The following is a 17634-nucleotide window of genomic DNA, read 5'->3' as shown; positions in this document are numbered from 1 at the left end:
AATAATTTTAGGAAGTTGTATATGACACAGCAAAGAAACTCTCAGCCAAAATGGGTTAAAGATCAGTTATCTCAACAGCATAAGCTCACTAAAGAGTTAGGGAAAGGCGGGCAAGGAATCGTATATCGAACTACAGATCCTGAGTTATTAGTTAAGATGCCGCTTAAAAACGGTAAGGAAATAACAGATAAGGAGGGAGTGAAAAATTTTCAAGACCAATTGGAACGTTTATACCTGCTGCCATTAAATGAAGCGATGCACATCACTAAGCCGCTTTACTTACTTGAAGAACAAGCAGGTTACGTAATGCAGATGATGCAAGACATGCAGCCGATTGGTGAGTGGTTACCACAACTATTTAAAAGTCTAGCCAAAAAAGATCAAGAAGAGTTTAAATCACCAGCTTGGCTTAGCGATGACGTGCCCTTGGAGGCCGCTTACTCGCTGACAATGTATGCTAAATCTGGTGGTACTAAACGCAGGTTAGAGTTACTAGCGCAGGCTGCTTGCGAACTACTTAAGCTACATAGCGTCGGTGTGATATTTATGGATATTTCACCGGAAAATATCTTTTGTTCGGTGGATGCTGAGTATAGTGAAGTCTGGATGATTGATGCAGACAACCTCCGCTTTGAGACAGTAAATGCTATAACAGGTGTCATAACTCCACAGTACGGTGCGCCAGAAGTAGTTAAGAGAGAGAGTGGTTCTCGCGTTACCGCTGATGCTTATTCGTTAGCGCTTTTAGCATTCAAAATATTAGCTATGACGAGCGCTTTTGCTGGGCAACGCTTTCTTGATTCTCAAAATGATGAAGATGACTGGGCGGTAGATGACTCTGTAAGTGCTGGACCAAGCCTAGAAGACCAAGCAGCGAAAGGTGAGCTGCCGTTTATATACGACGCTAAAGATGACAGCAATAGTCAAGTTAACGGACTACCCTCTGACTTAGTTTTAACACCTTCACTGCTAAGTTATTTTCAAACGATGTTTGGCGAAGGGCGCACCGCACCTTGGATGCGTCCCAGTCTTCATGCACTACCACGCTTGTTAGCCAGTGCTGCAGATGCCTCTATTTCATGTACTTGCGGTATGAGCTTTTATTATCAGCCTTTTTTGCCCAAGCATACTTGTCCTTATTGTACGCAGCAACCACAACAGCTTTTGGTAGCCACTAGCTATTTTTATACAGCAGAGGGTGTAAGTGAACTGGCTTGGACTTGGGTTGCACCGTTTGTTGACGGCCAAAATTTACGGCTACCAATGCGATTATCTGGCAGTTTTGAAATTGATAAACATAACACTCCAATGCTTGAGATTAACCAGATTGAGCAAGATTGGTTTATCTATGTAGCTGTAGAAGATGTACAAATAGATATCGCAGATATTAATGGATGTTTTCGTCCTTTAACTAATCAGTGGTTGCTTGAAAGGCAAGATCTTGAGAAAGGTGTGCAGTTATATTTGCGTGCGCCTTATTCTGTGATTATCGAGATTAAGGTTCAAAAAAACAATGAGATTTAAAAAACTTAATATTGAAGTAAGTCATACCTTTTGGATAGAGCCACTTGAAAGTAAAGGGCTAAGTTTTAGTCAGGGCGACTTAGGCCGACTGCGTTTGAGTTCACGTACCGGTAAATTACAGCTGATTATTAAGGATAAATTGTTTGCTATTACCTTGCGTGAGCCGATTTTATTTAATGAGCTAGCGCTTGGATTTGACCGTGCTAATGCAAATCTAGTTGAGATACGCCGAGTGCATCAGCAAAAAGATTGGCCACAAGAGCGCATAGAGCTTGAATTGGCGCTGGCTTCGTTCAACGGCCCTGAGATTGAGTTAGGCCCTATTGATATCGCACTGGATCCAAGAACTATAGAACAGGCGCGTGCCGCGGATGTTGGCGAAGATTTCGATGCTATAAAGAAGGCTTTAGAACAGCGCTGCACGTTAAACCTTACCGGTGAGTCAGAAGAGCAATATGCTATTGCTGTTTTGGGGGAAGGGGCACTAGATCAACTGAAGCAGATTGAAAAAAGCGAAGGTGAAATAACTAATGTTGATGAAGCCTTACAGCAAAAGATTAAAAGTGGCTTAGTTTTATTAGGTGATGATCTCCAACTTGCCGTGCAGCAATACTCTGCGGTGGAGTATGACTATTTAGGAGTGCGCAAATTAGTCACTCGCTCTCACACAGCTCCCACTCGTACACTTCGTCTAGTGAAGCTGCAATTGAGTTTTAATGAACAGCAGCAACAAATGGCGTTATTGGCAACTCAACAGTTGAGTAAAATCATTGCTGATCAAAAAGGATATTTGGCTACTTGGGATCGATATGGCCAGTCGGAAGGTGAGCAGCTGCTGAAGCGCGCTAGAGATATCGGCCGTATTCAAGTGTCACCTGAGTGCTGTGAAATTAGTGGAGAAGCTGGTAATCACTTGTCTGTTTATATTGATAGAGATTTGCGCAGTTTATTAACAACACAAGACACCTTGTTAATGGTAAGCCCAGAAACATCCATTGCTCACCTTGATAACCCAGATATGGATTGGCAGTCATTTAGCCAGCAGATGCTAGACGAGTATAAAGCGAAAAAAGGCTTTGATAGTGGCCTTTCAAGTTGGGATCAACAGTCAAGCGTAGAGAGTGAAGATCCTGATCCTAAAAATAATTTAACACAGGCAGCTAGTGAACCTGATCAGTTTTTAAAAGTTATTAGGGTCGAGGAGAAGCGAATTGTTGTTGAAGGAGTGGGTATGCCTTCAAGCGAAGTGACCTTAGTACAGTCCATCCTGGGTGATCAAGTTCAAGTTGAGCGACGAATGGCTGCCCGCAATGCAATTATTGAAGGCAAAAGTGCGATGCCACACTTAGGGTTGCTAATAGAAGATGGGGCTTTACTACCTGGTGGGCGTGCTCAGCGCCCCGATATAGAGCCACTATCAAATTTTGTTGAAACAAAGATATTCCCTAAAAATCCGCCAACTGAAACTCAAAAAAAAGCAATTAAGTTCGCTTTAAACACACCAGATATTGCCATTATTCAAGGACCACCAGGAACGGGAAAAACCACCGTTATCACCGCTATTATTGAGCGCCTAAATCAGGAACTTGATAAAAGCAAATCTATACAGGGCGATATCTTGGTTTCTGGTTATCAGCATGATGCGGTAGAAAACCTGTTAAGCCGCTTGTCGGTTAACGATCTGCCTGCGATAAAGTTTGGTCAGCGTTCGGGAGAGCAAAAACAAAGCAACTCAACCGAAATCAAATTAGATGAATGGCGCCTGAAAACAGTAAAACAAATTTATCAGCAAGCACCAGAGTTAAAAGAGAGTATCGCATATTTACAGCTCGAGAATGACGCCATAGTCTACGCTGCAAGACCAAGCGATAGCGCTGCTTTGCGGTTGGTGAACAAGGCGAAAGCGCTATTAACAGGGCATCCAGAAAGTGATGAGTTAATCGGTTTACTAAAAGCTCTAAGTAGTGAGCTTGGTAACCAGTATTTGAGTGAGCAGGATGGTGATGGTATGCGACTTTTGCGTGCATTGCGCCTAACAAAGCCTGCATTTTTGGATGATGGTTCCAATAGAGCTGCAGCTTTGAAGGCTTGGCTTGATGAGCAAGATGTCACCATCAAAGAAGCCTATTCAAAGGCATTACAACAAGCGATGATTTGGCGGCCAGAGAATGATCTAAACTTTTTGCCGCAATTAAAAGAAGCAAAACAACAACTGTTAAAGCAGTTCACGCCACGCCCTCAGCTTAGGCGAGCACTAGCAAGAGAAGATGTTAAGTTAGCAATACAGCGTGCACTCGACTTGCTGCAAGCCAACGGCCGCCAGCAGTCTAAAAATAGAGCACTTATAGAATACCTGAGTGATCTAGAAGGTAACCCTAATTTAGTGCAAGAGGCGTTGGCAGAATATAACCTAGTTTATGGCGCTACGACGGGGCAATCAGAGGGTGAAGTCATTCGCCGCTTTAAATCAAAGAGCGGTGACGGTAAAGGCTATTTGCAGTATGGCACAGTGATTGTTGATGAGGCGGCTCGCGCTAGTCCAAGAGACCTTATGATCCCTATGGTGCAAGCAAAAGACCGGATTATTTTGGTTGGTGACCATAGACAACTACCGCATATGGTTGACGAATCATTATTAGAGCAAATGGAAAGTGAGTTTGAAGATACTGATTGGCAAGGTGCTAAAGAAGAGTTTAATCAACATATTAAAGAAAGTATGTTTGAATATTTGTTTAATCGTGCCAAGCAGTTAGAGCAACAAGATGGCAAGCGCCGAACCATTACACTCGATGCACAATATCGTAGTCACCCTTTATTAGGACAGTTTGCTAGCGATCAGTTTTATGAGCCTTATGGAGAAGGTTATAAATCGCCTTTATCGGCTAAACATTTTACTCAACAGCTTGAGGGAATTGAGGAAAAAGCAGCTGTGTGGCTAGACGTACCTGCATGGTTGGGTGATGAAGATCGTAATACCAGTAAGAGCCGATTTAGAAAGGCCGAAGCTAAGATAATAGCGAAGCAGTTGCAGCAGTGGATAGACAGCGAGCAAGGCAAGAACCTCAGTTTTGGAGTGATTTCTTTTTATAAGGCGCAGGTTGATGAAGTTATGAAAGCGCTTGCTGAATATCACATTACTGAGCAAGACGAAGAAGGGCACTATGTTATTGCTAGGCAATATCAAATTCTTTTTGACGGTGAAGGCAAACCCTTAGAAGAGCGCCTCCGTGTAGGTACCGTTGATTCGTTTCAAGGAATGGAGTTCGACGTGGTGTTTTTGTCTATGGTGCGGTCTCAGTCCGATAAATCAAGTTTTTTACAAGAGCGTAACTTTTCAGCTAAGGAGCAGCAGAGAGTATTTGGCCATTTAATGTCTAAGAGTCGCTTGTGTGTATCGGTGACCCGCCAAAAAAAAGCGTTGGTTCTAGTTGGTGACAGTCAGCTGGTTCAATCCCCCATAGCCGAACAGGCAGTACCAGAGCTGCAAGCATTTTATGAGTTGTGTAAAAACCATTCGCAAGGGGTGTTGCTGTCATGAGTCTACATCAACCTAAAGTGTTTAAAGTATTGCATCAGCCGCATTCTATTGCGCAGTACCACCCTAAAGCTATGCAAGACATTTTATGGCCCTGCTTGCGCTTTGCTATCTCGTTACAAGCTAAAGCAGATCAGAACTTGAATCTATTTGAGCGCACCTTATTGCGTTTGCTAGGTGAAGGGGGAAGCGATCTTAAACAGTTAAGCCAGCAAATGGGACTTATGAATGAAGAAGGTGAGCATTCCAGCCTTACAGAATTTTTAAGCCTTAAACTACAACAACTAGATTTAATTACCGATAGGCTCAGATTAACCCATGAGGGCGAGCAAGTGCTCAAAAAAATCAATAGCAGTCAAACGAAGGTAATAGGCGCGACTGTGTACTTTGATTTAATCAATCAATGTTGGTTACCAGTCATTAGTCGTGGTGAGCTATCCCCCGTTAATGCTGAGCAAGCATCTAGTGGCCTTGTTGAATTTGCTCAAGGCAGTGTTGGTAAGGCTGAAAAAGTACAAGCAATCCCCTTGCTGAGTGAAAATGTATCTAAAAAGTTACCGGATGAGCGCGAGGTGATTGAGATTATTAAGCGCTCACGGCAGCAGAATAAAAAGCTAACTGCCTCTTCTGGTCGCGGCAACCATGATGGGTTCATAGCTAGCAGTGGCACTATTTCAGTCAACCCAGAGAGTGAGTTGGTTTATCTGCATTGCTATGCGTTTAGGGTAGATGGCGTAAATTCGGCTTATGTTAGTGATGGTTTTCGCTCGACTATTCAAGAGCGGTTTACTCGAGGGTTTAATAGTCATAGCAACCGAGAGAACAATTCAACCTTAAAGATAGCGTATGAAGGGCTGCTTCAAAAAAGCAGAAGAACTCATCAGCGTCAGGTGATGCAAAAATCAAAATCACTGGATAGGCTCTACCATGCATTAACAGCAGACCAAGTAAAAAACGCTATTGGCCAAGCCGAATATGAGAACAATCTTTCCTCTTTTGTAAGCAAAAGTTATCACGAAATCGAACAGATGTTGGCTGAATGCTACGCCTTCTCAAAGCTTGATAACTGCATTTCTGAGTTGAGTGCCGACCCGCAGCGTAATGCTGACTTAGCAAAAAAAATAGCATCAAAATTAGGCTTTGAGGTGAGTGATGGCAAGCTTGTTAATAATCTACTTAAGGTAAATAAGGGTAGTGTTATTCACCTCAAGGCAGAGCAACCAGTTATGTCGCCATTATTATTCTGCCATTTACTAGCAGCACGCAATGACGAGCAGCAGCCCATGGCTAGGTTAGCTAAAGAATATCCAGATCTACTAAGTAGTATTGCTAAGTTACGCCGTTGGCGAAACCCGATTGATCATGGTGACGCTGATGCTGTACGCAATGAACTTGGCTTGGAGCAGGCTAGGTTTATCTATCAGCTTGTAGAGCGGGTGCGCGAAACCTTGTCAGATTGGTTAAAAGATAATAACAATCAAGTAGCAGAAATAACTGTTCCCAACTGGTTTAAAGAGGATATTCGCAGCGAAGCGAGCAATAAACTAGACAAATATTTTGGGCTAATGTGCAGTCGCATGTGCGAGCATGTGTATCAGGGGTTATTTGATGCTTTGGTGTTTGCCAATTTCGAGGATGCTAGAAACAGAACCAATGCCTTGGCTGGTGCCTTGCAGCATGCGCTTTATCAAGCCTGTCAAGTGCTTGATGCAAGTGAAGTAAATGATACTGAGTTGATGATACGTCAGTTAGAAGGCCTTGGCGCAGTAAGCATCACTAAGAGCAATCGACATAAGGTACAAGACGCACTAAATGGTAGTAATGCGAGCCTTGGAGCAAACTTTATCGCTTTTTGGGCGCAAATAACCGACCAGCAGCAAAAAGAGTTTCGAAAGACTGAGAGTTTTGTTAAAGCAGTGGATCGTCTAAATAAGATAAGAGGCCATTCAGGGCCAATACTAGGCCAGAATGAAAACTTGAATGAAATTGAGAAAACTGTATTTGAACTTATTAAGCTTTTAATGGAGCAATATTGTGGATAGCAAGCAGCAGGGTCAGGAGAAGATTAAGGCTGGAGATTCTGAGATGCAGTTTAGACAGCAGAGTCTTGAAAAACAAGCAGATGCACTAAATGAAAAAGAGGTCGAGTTAAAAGGAAAACAACAAGAGCTCAATAAGCAAGAACAGCTCTTGAAGCAGCGAGTAGAAGCGTTTGCCCAAGATAAGAAGTCACTTAATGAGCGTAGCTTAGAGCTTGAAACTCGCCATCAAAAGCAAGAGCGTCGGCAGCTAGAAATCGAGCAGGGTTTACCGGCTTTGCGAGATGAGTTTTTTGCAGAGCGTGAGCAGCAACTTGTAGAAGAGCGTCAAGCGCTTAGAAAACAGCGTGCTGAACTTGTTGCGGAGACGAATAAGCTGCAAGCAGAGCGTGAAAAGTTAGCACAAATTCAAGAAACAGTGGAAGGTGACTTTTCTGAGCAGCGAGCTGAATTACAGCGAGAGTTGCAACAGAAGCGTTCTGCAGCCATCACTAAGTTGCACAATGAAATAGAGCAGCAGCGCAAAAATGATTTTGAGGTGCTAGAAAGGGAGTTGCAAAAACGCCGTGATGATCTTAAAAGCCGAGAAGATCTGTTAGAGCAGCAGCAAGCGATGTTAACAACTGAGCAGAATAGTGTAAGACTTAGAGAAGTTGAGGTTGAACAACTTCAAACTTCACTTGAGCAGAAAATTACAGAGCGCACCCAGTCTCGTCTGCAAGAATTTGAACAAAAAGAGCGACAGTTTGAGCAGGATAAGCAGCGTCTTTTGAGTCGCATTGAGCGTCAAGATGCATTACACAGTGCATACGATGAGCTTCAAAAGGCACTGGGTGATAGGTCGCCAGAGGAAGTACTACTTGACCTTACAGCAAAGAACGAAGAGCTGAGTAAGTTGCGTGAAGAGCTTAAGCTCCCGAGTCAGGAGCTAGAAGAATACTACGATAAGCACAGAGCTGAAGTCACCAGGCTAGAACAAGATAAGATAATTTTACAAAAGGAAAAGCGTGAGCTTCAGCGTGACTTAGATACTCAAGAGCAGTTGGAGTATGACCAAGAACGGCTACAAACTAAGCTCAATAGCCTTGAGGTTAATTATAATGCAGTTTTAGCTGATAATAATAAACTGCGAGAAAGTTTAGATCGATTAAACCCCGCTTACAACGAGCCACAGAATCGAGAAGATCGGATTCGAGAGATTAAACGTCCTTACATTGAGCAATATGTGCCACGCCGTCAAAGTCAGAATGTCAATGAGATTAAATGGCTCGAAGCAATTCGGTCAGGAATTGATGAGCATGGTTTGCATTTCTCTTACCGAATTCTATGTGCTTTTCATACGGCGTTAAAAATCGCTGAGTGGTCGCCGTTAACTGTTTTGGCTGGCGTTAGTGGTACAGGTAAGTCAGAGCTACCAAAGCTTTACAGCCGTTTTGGCGGTATTAACTTCATTAACGTACCTGTGCAGCCAAATTGGGATTCACAGGAGTCCATGTTGGGTTACTTTAATTCGATCAGCAACAGCTATGAAACACAACCGCTGCTCAATTTTCTTGTACAAAGCCGCGAAGAGTTGATAAGAGGCAGTGATAATCCACAAGATAACTACAATGGACTTAATGACACTGTGAGCTTGGTGCTTCTTGATGAGATGAACCTTGCTCATGTGGAACTCTACTTTGCAGATTTTCTCAGTAAGTTGGAGCAGCGTCGCGCGACTAAAAATAGTGAACTGCCCTACATTGATATTAACCTTGGTGCAAAGCTAGATCCTTATAAGCTTTCATTAGGAAGAAATCTGCTATTTGCTGGCACTATGAACCAAGATGAAACGACTAAGTCTCTGTCTGATAAGGTAATCGACCGGGGCACCTCAATTTATTTCCCACGACCAAGCTCATTGCACCGTCGTGAAAAGCTTAAATCATTGCCTGCGCAAGCAGACTTGTTGCCACTGAAAATTTGGTGGGATTGGATTAAGAAAGAAAGTGAGCTATCAGACACTGTGGTAGAGCCATATAAGAAACTGATAGAAGCAATAAATAAATATTTGGGGGAAGATGGCAAGGCACTTGGTCACCGTGTTTGGCAATCCATTGAATACTACATGGTTAACCACCCGCTAGTCATTGGTTTGGATGCAGAACAATACCCTGACGAATACAAAGACGCACTCAAGTTCGCTTTTGAAGATCAGCTAGTACAAAAGGTCATGCCTAAATTGCGCGGAATTGAGACACGCGGTTATGCCAAAGAGCATTGTTTAGACCCCATTCGTGAGCTTCTCGCCAAAAATCAACTAGACATTCTTGATGACTTTGATAAAGCGATGCGGATTGGCCATGGACAATTTAATTGGGCAAGTGCAGATTACTTAAATAATCAGCAGAGCAACGATCGTTATCAAGAATTATTCAAGCTTGCTTTAAATCCACCATTGTTGGCTCCAAACACAGCAACGATTACAGAGCAGGCTTCAGTTGCAGATCCTGTATCACAACCTACTAAATAGAACTCGCAACCCTTGGCATCACTGAGGCCTAAAGGTATGAAAGATATGCTTGGAAAGAGTAAGTAGGGAATTTAGATGACCGACAATGAAAATGAGCAGTTGAACGATTTTGGTCAACTGTATACTCGCTATCAAGCGGGTGAAGCAATTGCGCTGCAGCTATTGCAAGGACAGCACTGTTACTTGAGCAACCTCACTTTTGACCCGCTCAATGGTGAGGCATTACCACAGCGAATGAGCCACTGGCTGAGCCAGAGTGTTCCGGGGCCAGATCAATGGTTATATGATCGCTTTACGCACCTGATCAATCATTGCATGGACGCTATCGGCCATATTTTGTTGTCGCCTCGGCAAACCGTGGTGCGAGTCCATGAGATGACACCAGTCTACTTAGCGCAACGCCTAGATAGTCGTTCTGTACAGTGGCTGAGCCGAAAGCCGGGTAATAATATGCGTGAAAAGCTAGCTGCAAACCCACATATTTTGGCGGCTACTCGTAAAATGAGTTTCGATACCCTTGAAAACCGTTTGTTCAAGGCTTTCTTAACTCGAACTCAAAACCTTATTTTAGATCGCCAAGACGCGGGTTTAAAATTAACTGATAGGCAAGAAAACCTTATAGACTCAATACAGCAAACTTTAAGGCAAGAAGAGTTTGTTGCAATTAAACCCTGGCAACATATGCCGCCCAACAATGTGTTACTGCAAGATAAACAATACCGAAAGGTATGGCGTGCTTGGCAGCTATTACAGCGTTTAGAAGAAGACTGTGAAAATCAGCAGCAGAATTTTTTTGCAACTGGATTTGGTCTTTTTAGTGAGTTATTAAAGCAGCTAGCTAGAACAGAGGGTTGCGTATTGCTAGATCAGCCTTGGCAATTTAAGATTGATTGTTTATCGGTGGTTTCCTCGCTTGAACTAACTGAAAAGCTAGCTCAAGTCGAGGTTTTGGCTATAGATCTTGGTGGTGATGAGACTGGAGCCAAGAATGACGCTATTATAAAGCTGCAGGCTGAGTTGTTCTTGTCACTATCTGCCGAAGGGCAAATTAAAATCCAAAGGCGAGCTCAGTCAGGCCAGTTGCATTGTTGGGAGTTTAACTTCCAGCATTATAATGGCGTAATTAATGTAAAAGTCACCTCTTCAACAACAAGTCATAATCAAGATAAACAACTTATTCCTGCTATGCCTGCAGATTTTTCTAGTTTGGCTGCACGGATTATTGACGAACTTCTTCCTGGTGAGAGAAAGACTAGGCACATGTTACAACCAGCGACTAAGGTGTCTGATAACTTTGCATCAATGATGTTTGATGGTGCTAGTTGCAAGTTAAAACTCGGAACTGATTCAGATGGGTATTGGATAGAGCCGCTATTACTTGATGAAGCTGGATTAGACTCTAGCCAAAGCCAAGCATTACTAGCTGATGCAAAAGTGTTTAGTGCTAAAGAGTTAGCTACAGTAAATGAAGGTAGTAAAAAGCAGCAGTTAGGCGTTTTTTCAGATCAGTTAGCGAAGCAGTTTCGAGCAGAACAGAAGATGCACTACCTAGTTAGTGATCATCATAGTGAGTTTGAGACCAGCGATCTGCGTCGTGAAATGAGTCGTAATTTCAATAATGCAAGTCCACTACCAAAAAGTATTGCAGCCGCTTATGCAGCAACAGCTAACAACCAATTTAAACCTAATGACTTAATTATGGTTCTTAGCTCTGATTGCGATGGCATTTATGCGACACCTGTTTATTATTGCTGGGGAGAGAATGCAGGGGAAGAGTACCTTGAAAGACATCCATCAATTAAGCTTTCTAACAAGGGGGAGCTGCAGCTGTTGCAGGATGCGTTAGTTAAGTCAGGATTGCCTAGTCATATAGCAGTGCGTTTTATCGATCTATACAGCTACCGTGAAATCGTATCAAACAAAGCCAAAATCATACTGCAGGATGGTGAGCATTGGTATCGAGTCCCTGCAGGTTTAAAGGTGTCGAACATCGACATTAGTGATGTACTATTTAAAGAAACACAAAAATTACAGAAGAAAATTGAAAAAACTTACTTTATTTCTGTATCTGTAGCAATCAAGCAGCAAAAGGGTGTTAAACCCCAGCAGTGGTTAGCTAGCGATCCACTTTCAGGATCGCAGCAGCTGCTACAAAAACAGTATGATCAGCCTCATAAGGTTTTTTGGAAAGACCACTTACCCCAGTTAATGACACGGTTGCCAATAGAAGGCATCGAGCAAGAATTCTACTTTGTTGATAAACGTACCTCAGTTAAACCTGAGCGTGGTGTTGCAGTTGAGATTCCAATCAGTACTCCTTTTACTCTTCCAAGTGGTAAAGAAGAATTGCGCTTTAATGTCTATCAGGGAACAGAGAGTCATCGTCAGGAATTTTCACTGTTGTTATCACTAAGAAAACCACTTAATACGGATTGTAGCTGCAACTTAAAGCTTACCTATACCTATGGTGATGAAAAGCCATATAAATTACGTTTTATCCCAGGAAATACTGATAATAAGCCGTTTAATTATGTTGATGCACAATGGGGTAAAAAACAGGATGATGCTACTGATAGAGTGGTTGCAATTCCTGCTTTTCCTGAACGTTTGCCATTCGAGACGTTGCGGACTTATTCAGGCAATGACGGTTCAACTGATATTGTAGGTTGGATTGAACGCAACCTTGAAGAGTTAGACGATATTTATAAATTTATATCGGATGGTAAGAGTAAAAAGCGTTTTAACTTTTCTTATGGAGACGTTGACTGGATTCCTAATAAGGATTTTGGTTTTTATAGAGCACACCTAGATTACGAGAATATTTTTGTACACCGTAGTCAATTTGAAGGGCTCGATATTATAAATCAAAGATATTTTTCTGGTGATATTCGAATTAAAGGGGATGATAGATACTCTTTGGAAAATGTTGGTGTTCAAGGAGAGCTAACAAAAGAGGAGCTTAAAAACTTACCTAAAAAGTGGCGCTTTCCTATGCTTATTTTTAGCGATCAAACTCGTAGCTTTGCTGATGAAGAACTCCCAAAAGAGTTTGCACAAAAAGGCCAGCAAGCCATAGAGCAAGCGCAGGAACTGCTTAACCTGCTTAAGGGTAGCAATAAAGACCTTGAAAGAGAGCTTGTGCAGTTTTTAAGCTATAACCACAAGCTGATGCCTGCATCTGCAGCGGATAATCTTCTAGAAATGGCAACCGATAAATATCTACTTAGGCATGAGAGTAATTGGTTTAAGTACGCTTTGGGTGATGTAAGCCAGCCATGGCAACAACAATTGCTCACCCAAATACTAGAGCCAGTTGACGATAGTGGCGGTACTCGAGCAGCAACTTTGGAGATTATATCGGTTGCTATGTGGCGAGATAAAACAGTTATTCATAAATTAACTGCAGAACAAGTGATAATGCTTACTCAAAGGCTAAACGAGTATCTGCTTGAAGCTATTGGCCAGCTTAAGAAGCAAGATAAGCATTACAAGTGGAACTCATTTATTCTGCATTTGGAACTAATACTTGCGTTATTGCGTACACGAAAAAGCTCAAAATCAGAAATAAGCTCACTGTTTGCTTACGGTAGTAGCTTAACTAACCAGCTACTTAGTACTGTTGAAAAAATTACAGATAAACAAGGGGAAGTGCTGGCTAATCAGATCCGTCAAAACCCTAAGGTTGTAGCTCGAGTTAAGTTGTCTGTTAATAAACCTGATTCTTACTATCGCACACCAGATTTACTGTATGCATTAAAGCTTTACCTTTCAGGAGAAGATGGTGCTGATCAAATAACCATTACCGAGCTGGTTAATACATAATATGGGTCATAACAGGCATTATTTTAAGTGAGAGATATGAGCAACCTTGTAGAGATTAAATCGCTTGATAAATTAATGAACGCCTTAGATCGTCCTGCTGTTCAAATAAGCATATAGAGGTTACGAATTGCTTGCGCCCCTTGCACGTATCTCTTTGCAACAAGGACATACCACTACAAGTCTCTGTATCTTGGGGCAGTAATGAAGGTAAAAGCAAAGGTACCAGTTTTTCAAAGAATACTGGCCCTTTGAAACCTTTAAATGCGCGCCTGGTGTTAAAGAATAAGTTGTCATAGCTTACCTCTGAAATGATTTAAAAAGTGATTGCTTAAAGCGTTTGAGGTTATTACCAAGTTTTTGTTATTGGTATTATCTTTTGACACCTGATAGCAAATATAAACCAAGCAACCCACTACTATTCACTTGAACATGTCGTTACCCCGTTTTGTTTTGCGATGAGAAGATAATAAACCTGTTTTTTTTATTTATGTTCTAACAAGTTTGTTAACTTTTTTTCTGTCTAATAGCTTGTTAGCAAACAATGCCATCAAGCCACTTTTCAAACAGCGTTGCGCTACGGTAGTGCAAATCAGGTTGTTGGCAATTAGGGCAACATTCTGGCCTGGCAGTGGCGGGCAACATATCGCTCGTGGGGCACCAGGTTTGTTGCCAGCGGCATTTGTTGCAAACAATAGTGTAGGCTTTGGGCTTTGTTGCCATAAGGTATTTATCTCTCCATCTGCAGTGCTTGTGTTAACGGATGAAATGATAACGCTTTGCCCGTTTTTTGGGCTAGCTGACAAGTTTGTGAGTAGGTTAATAGCTTAAAAAGTAAAAAACTTTACCCTTAGAGTTAACATGGTCTCTAAAGGTAAAGCCGTAGGTGATTAGTTGGTTTTACGGTTCCCTGAATATTATAAAGGTTGTTATCCGTTATAAACGCTGTGCCACTTGGTAGGCGTCTTCAATAACCCGCATGGCGGGGATTTGATCCCATATAAGCGTGTCGTGCCAATTTTTTTTGCTGATATTTTGACTAAAAAGCCTTAGTTGCTGTTGCATGGCTTGTTGCCATTGTTTGTTGGCGCTGAATATTAGTTGCTCATTATGCCAAACATTTTCTCGATTAGCATGGTAGTAGCCGTTGGAGGTCATTAACTTTAAGCTTTCCTCTTTTTTATCGGCGTAAACTTGGGCGTCTAGCGTGATCCAGCATCGCCGGTTTCTGGCAATTAACAGTACTTGATCTTCAACATCTTGTTGCTGGCAAAGTTGACCATCTAACCATAAGGCGGCTGAGACTAAATCGAAACTGCCAATCATATAATGAAGTAGATCGACCATATGATAGCCTGCATCTAAAAGTGCTCCGCCACCAGACAAGGCTTTTTGATTACGCCAACTATCTTCTTTTCCGCTACGGCTAAATCCCAGATGAAGCTTGGCATGAGCTTCGTAAATTTGGCAGTTTTCTGTGGCTAGTAAGTTTTTCAAAAAGGCATAACTTGGATGATGCCGCCGCTGAATGGCTGTTTGGAGTGGGCATCCTGCATTTTTTGCTTGCGCTAAAAAGCGCATAGCTTCATCCAGATTACGACCAAGAGGTTTTTCTTTTAGTAGGGGCAGTTTTAGTTTGAGTAATTCTGGCCAGAGCGTATCGTAGACAAAGTGTGGTAAGGCTAGTACTAGGCCATCCAGTTGAAAAGCTGCAATATCTGCAATAGTCTTAACACAGCTTAGTGCTGGCTGAATTTGTTTTGCTAAGGCTGCGGCTTCTGGCGCCGGGTCGAAGCCACATACGAATTGAATATCGTTTTGACCCATTACAGCCGTTAAGTGCTCACGGCCTTGGTTGCCCAGGCCGATTAAACCAAGTCGAATGGTACTCATGTTAGTGCCCCCATATACTGCCCGCTGTCATATCTACGACACTACCAGTAAAATAACTGGCCTTGTCGCTTAACAGGAAGCTTACCGCATTGGCAACTTCTGCTGGGGTGCATAAACGCTTTAAAAAGGTTCCTTGCGCAATGCTATCTCGGCGACTTTGTTGCCAGTCGTTTGTCATACAGGTAATGGTTGGCCCGGGTAGTAACAGGTTTACTCTAATTCCCTGCGGTCCAAGGTTGCGAGCGCAGCTCATGGTTAAACCATGTAGTGCTGCTTTACTCGCGGCGTAACTTGGTTTGTTTGCACCCACAATACCTACTGGTGAACCAATGTTAACAATGCTGCTGCCTGCGGGCATATGTTTTGTTGCAAATTGGATTAGTTGCATTGGGATGTCGACGTTAGTGGCAAAAGCCTGTTGCCAGGCTTCTTGCGTAAGTTGTTGTATTGGCGCACCGATTGAAGCACCTGCCATATTCACTAAGCCTTGTAGCGTTGGCATATTTTGTAATAAGTCGGTTAGTTTTAGCAGGAGATCATTGGCTGTGAGTTCGCTTTGTAAAGGCGTAACATTAGCCAGGGTTGCAATAGCATCTAGTCTGTCTTGATGCCGGTCTATGGCAATAACGTTCCAGCCTTCATGAGCTAAGGTTTTAACTGTAGCCTGACCCATGCCGCCGCCGGCGCCGGTAATAATAACGGTTTTCATATGATGTCCTTAAATAAAAAAAGCTTGGCGTTCTGTTAGTAAGTGCTGGGCACTGAGCGCTGACTGGGGTGTTACGAGCCAGTTTAGTTGATTATTTGCTAGCTCTACCTGTTGCCAGCTACTATCGAAACAGCTGAAGCCTTCTGCTGCTGGGGCTGGGTATAGCGGAAGATTAAGCATCTCTGCGTTTAGTGCTGTTTGGTTACCAGCACAACGGGCAAACCAGGCCGACTCGATAGGGTAGAGTGTAGATGTACGGTTTGCTGCTTGGTTAAGTAAGTGTTCAGCTAGTTTAGGCTGCTCATGCATAATCATGACGGCTTGTGCTATTTCCATATAGGCGTTGGCTATTGCATTATGTTTTGCGGGTATTAAGTTGTTGAAACGTTCGTGGACCATGATCTGTGTATTGGTTTCAACATAAAGCCACTGTAAGCGCGCCAAGGCATGCCAGACACTGTCACTATCTTGATTATCATGCGCTAAATACAGGCTGTTCATTAGTAGAGCCTCGGCGCGAAGATAGGCTTTTTGGCGCATTAATACGGTTGCCAGGCTGTTGTAATGCCTAGCCTTGTGTACAGAACCTTGCAGTAGTACGTTGGTTGAGCTCATTAGAAATAAATGGGCAAATTGGGTATAACCGGCACGGCAAAATAAATCGCCTAAGGCATTGAAAGTGCGGCTAGTGTCAAATAAGCGGTTATGCTTTCTTGCCAGTTTTAGCGCATAAGTCCCCCAATCACGGGCCAGCTGCCATTGACCGGTTCGTGTGTATATTCGGCATATACCCAGTGCAGCATCTAGATTGATGGCTGGCCAATTTTTCTCCATCTCGGTTAGAGCTTGCTTAAAATGGGTTAAAGAGGTTTGATATAAGCCTTGATGATAGTCCTGCCAGGCTTGATGCACTGCTTTTGCTGTACTGGGTAGTTGATTCAGTTCTGCTATTGTTAAGGGTTGGCGTGTCAGCCAGCGTTGCCAACATTCAAAATTACTATGCTGTGTTTTTGCTGCAGATGCTTCTCCCTGATGTTGCCAATGCTCCTGCTGACAGAAGCGATCGAAATCAATTTGGTCCATTTTGTTTAATCCCATTATGTTTTGCAGGGTTATAGTCGGTGCCAGAAAAATTAAAACGTTGTTTAGGTATATTCCTTTAGGTAGTACTGATATGTAATTGTTAAGAATGCGAATAGGGTACCTTGCTTTATCTGCTTATCAATACTTTTTTATCTTGCAGTTTTGTTTGTTCTGATGTTGTAGCTGACAAACTTGTTAAAAACGCGGCGTTTAAATTGCATGTTATCTTTGGTAAAACTTTTGGAGATTGCTGTATGACAACATTTTTTATTAGCCGCCATCCTGGAGCAATTGAGTGGATTAAAAAACAGGGCGTGCGTATTGATCGTTGGGAAAGCCATTTATCTTTATCTGATGTGATGGCGGGTGATGTAGTTGTTGGTACTTTGCCCATCCCTATGGTGCACGAATTAAATCGTAAGGGCGCTACTTACTTGCACTTGAGTGTAGAGGTTGTAGTGGTCAACTAATTTTGGCCACATTGTTATAGCTAAGCCAATATCTGCGCTCGCTTTCGTTT

9 protein-coding genes are annotated in these 17634 nt (G+C 42.6%); 6 read left to right on the top strand and 3 right to left on the bottom strand.

What is annotated here, in order from left to right:
* The first annotated feature begins 21 nt into the window (after nucleotides 1-21).
* From IE070_RS15455 to IE070_RS15435, 5 genes are all read left to right on the top strand, one after another.
* Nucleotides 22-1524: a protein kinase domain-containing protein gene (locus IE070_RS15455; RefSeq protein WP_189484102.1), complete on the top strand. Its 1503-nt coding sequence runs from the start codon at nucleotides 22-24 to the stop codon at nucleotides 1522-1524.
* Nucleotides 1514-5062 (top strand): AAA domain-containing protein, encoded by a 3549-nt coding sequence (locus IE070_RS15450; RefSeq protein ID WP_189484101.1) that lies wholly within the window; start codon nucleotides 1514-1516, stop codon nucleotides 5060-5062. Before IE070_RS15455 ends, IE070_RS15450 begins: the two co-directional genes overlap by 11 nt.
* A 17-nt stretch (nucleotides 5063-5079) precedes the next feature.
* Complete coding sequence (locus IE070_RS15445; protein WP_229797105.1) at nucleotides 5080-7101, top strand: hypothetical protein; 2022 nt, start codon at nucleotides 5080-5082, stop codon at nucleotides 7099-7101.
* Nucleotides 7094-9610 (top strand): DUF8727 domain-containing protein, encoded by a 2517-nt coding sequence (locus tag IE070_RS15440; protein ID WP_189484099.1) that lies wholly within the window; start codon nucleotides 7094-7096, stop codon nucleotides 9608-9610. The genes IE070_RS15445 and IE070_RS15440 overlap by 8 nt, the downstream gene beginning before the upstream one ends.
* A 75-nt stretch (nucleotides 9611-9685) precedes the next feature.
* Nucleotides 9686-13432, top strand: a complete 3747-nt coding sequence (locus tag IE070_RS15435) for a DUF2357 domain-containing protein (RefSeq protein ID WP_189484098.1) — start codon at nucleotides 9686-9688, stop codon at nucleotides 13430-13432.
* A gap of 933 nt (nucleotides 13433-14365) precedes the next feature.
* Here the strand turns inward: IE070_RS15435 and IE070_RS15430 are convergent.
* The 3 genes from IE070_RS15430 to IE070_RS15420 are packed head-to-tail and all read right to left on the bottom strand — an operon-like array spanning nucleotide 14366 to nucleotide 17114.
* Entirely contained in the window at nucleotides 14366-15322 is a 957-nt protein-coding gene (locus IE070_RS15430; protein WP_189484097.1) for a Gfo/Idh/MocA family protein, read from the bottom strand.
* Between the two features lies 1 nt (nucleotide 15323).
* Entirely contained in the window at nucleotides 15324-16031 is a 708-nt protein-coding gene (locus IE070_RS15425; protein WP_189484096.1) for an SDR family NAD(P)-dependent oxidoreductase, read from the bottom strand.
* Between the two features lie 9 nt (nucleotides 16032-16040).
* The gene (locus IE070_RS15420; RefSeq protein ID WP_189484095.1) at nucleotides 16041-17114 is read right to left on the bottom strand and encodes a hypothetical protein; all 1074 of its coding nucleotides are present in this window, start codon (nucleotides 17112-17114) and stop codon (nucleotides 16041-16043) included.
* A 254-nt stretch (nucleotides 17115-17368) separates the two neighbouring features.
* On the opposite strand from IE070_RS15420, the gene csx16 reads away from it, so the two are divergent.
* Nucleotides 17369-17584: a CRISPR-associated protein Csx16 gene (gene csx16, locus IE070_RS15415; RefSeq protein ID WP_189484094.1), complete on the top strand. Its 216-nt coding sequence runs from the start codon at nucleotides 17369-17371 to the stop codon at nucleotides 17582-17584.
* The last annotated feature ends 50 nt before the right edge of the window (nucleotides 17585-17634 follow it).

This window comes from Alishewanella tabrizica (assembly GCF_014652375.1).
Taxonomy (GTDB): Bacteria; Pseudomonadota; Gammaproteobacteria; order Enterobacterales; family Alteromonadaceae; genus Alishewanella; species Alishewanella tabrizica.
Note: the sequence above shows the minus strand (reverse complement) of the source record. Positions and strands in the feature narration are given on the sequence as shown.

What these genes read in the sequence shown, in the direction of transcription:
- IE070_RS15455 (WP_189484102.1), top strand. Translation starts at nt 22, where the DNA reads ATGACACAGCAAAGAAACTCTCAGCCAAAATGGGTTAAAGATCAGTTA.
- IE070_RS15450 (WP_189484101.1), top strand. Translation starts at nt 1,514, where the DNA reads ATGAGATTTAAAAAACTTAATATTGAAGTAAGTCATACCTTTTGGATA.
- IE070_RS15435 (WP_189484098.1), top strand. Translation starts at nt 9,686, where the DNA reads ATGACCGACAATGAAAATGAGCAGTTGAACGATTTTGGTCAACTGTAT.
- IE070_RS15430 (WP_189484097.1), bottom strand. Translation starts at nt 15,322, where the DNA reads ATGAGTACCATTCGACTTGGTTTAATCGGCCTGGGCAACCAAGGCCGT.
- IE070_RS15425 (WP_189484096.1), bottom strand. Translation starts at nt 16,031, where the DNA reads ATGAAAACCGTTATTATTACCGGCGCCGGCGGCGGCATGGGTCAGGCT.
- IE070_RS15420 (WP_189484095.1), bottom strand. Translation starts at nt 17,114, where the DNA reads ATGGACCAAATTGATTTCGATCGCTTCTGTCAGCAGGAGCATTGGCAA.
- csx16 (WP_189484094.1), top strand. Translation starts at nt 17,369, where the DNA reads ATGACAACATTTTTTATTAGCCGCCATCCTGGAGCAATTGAGTGGATT.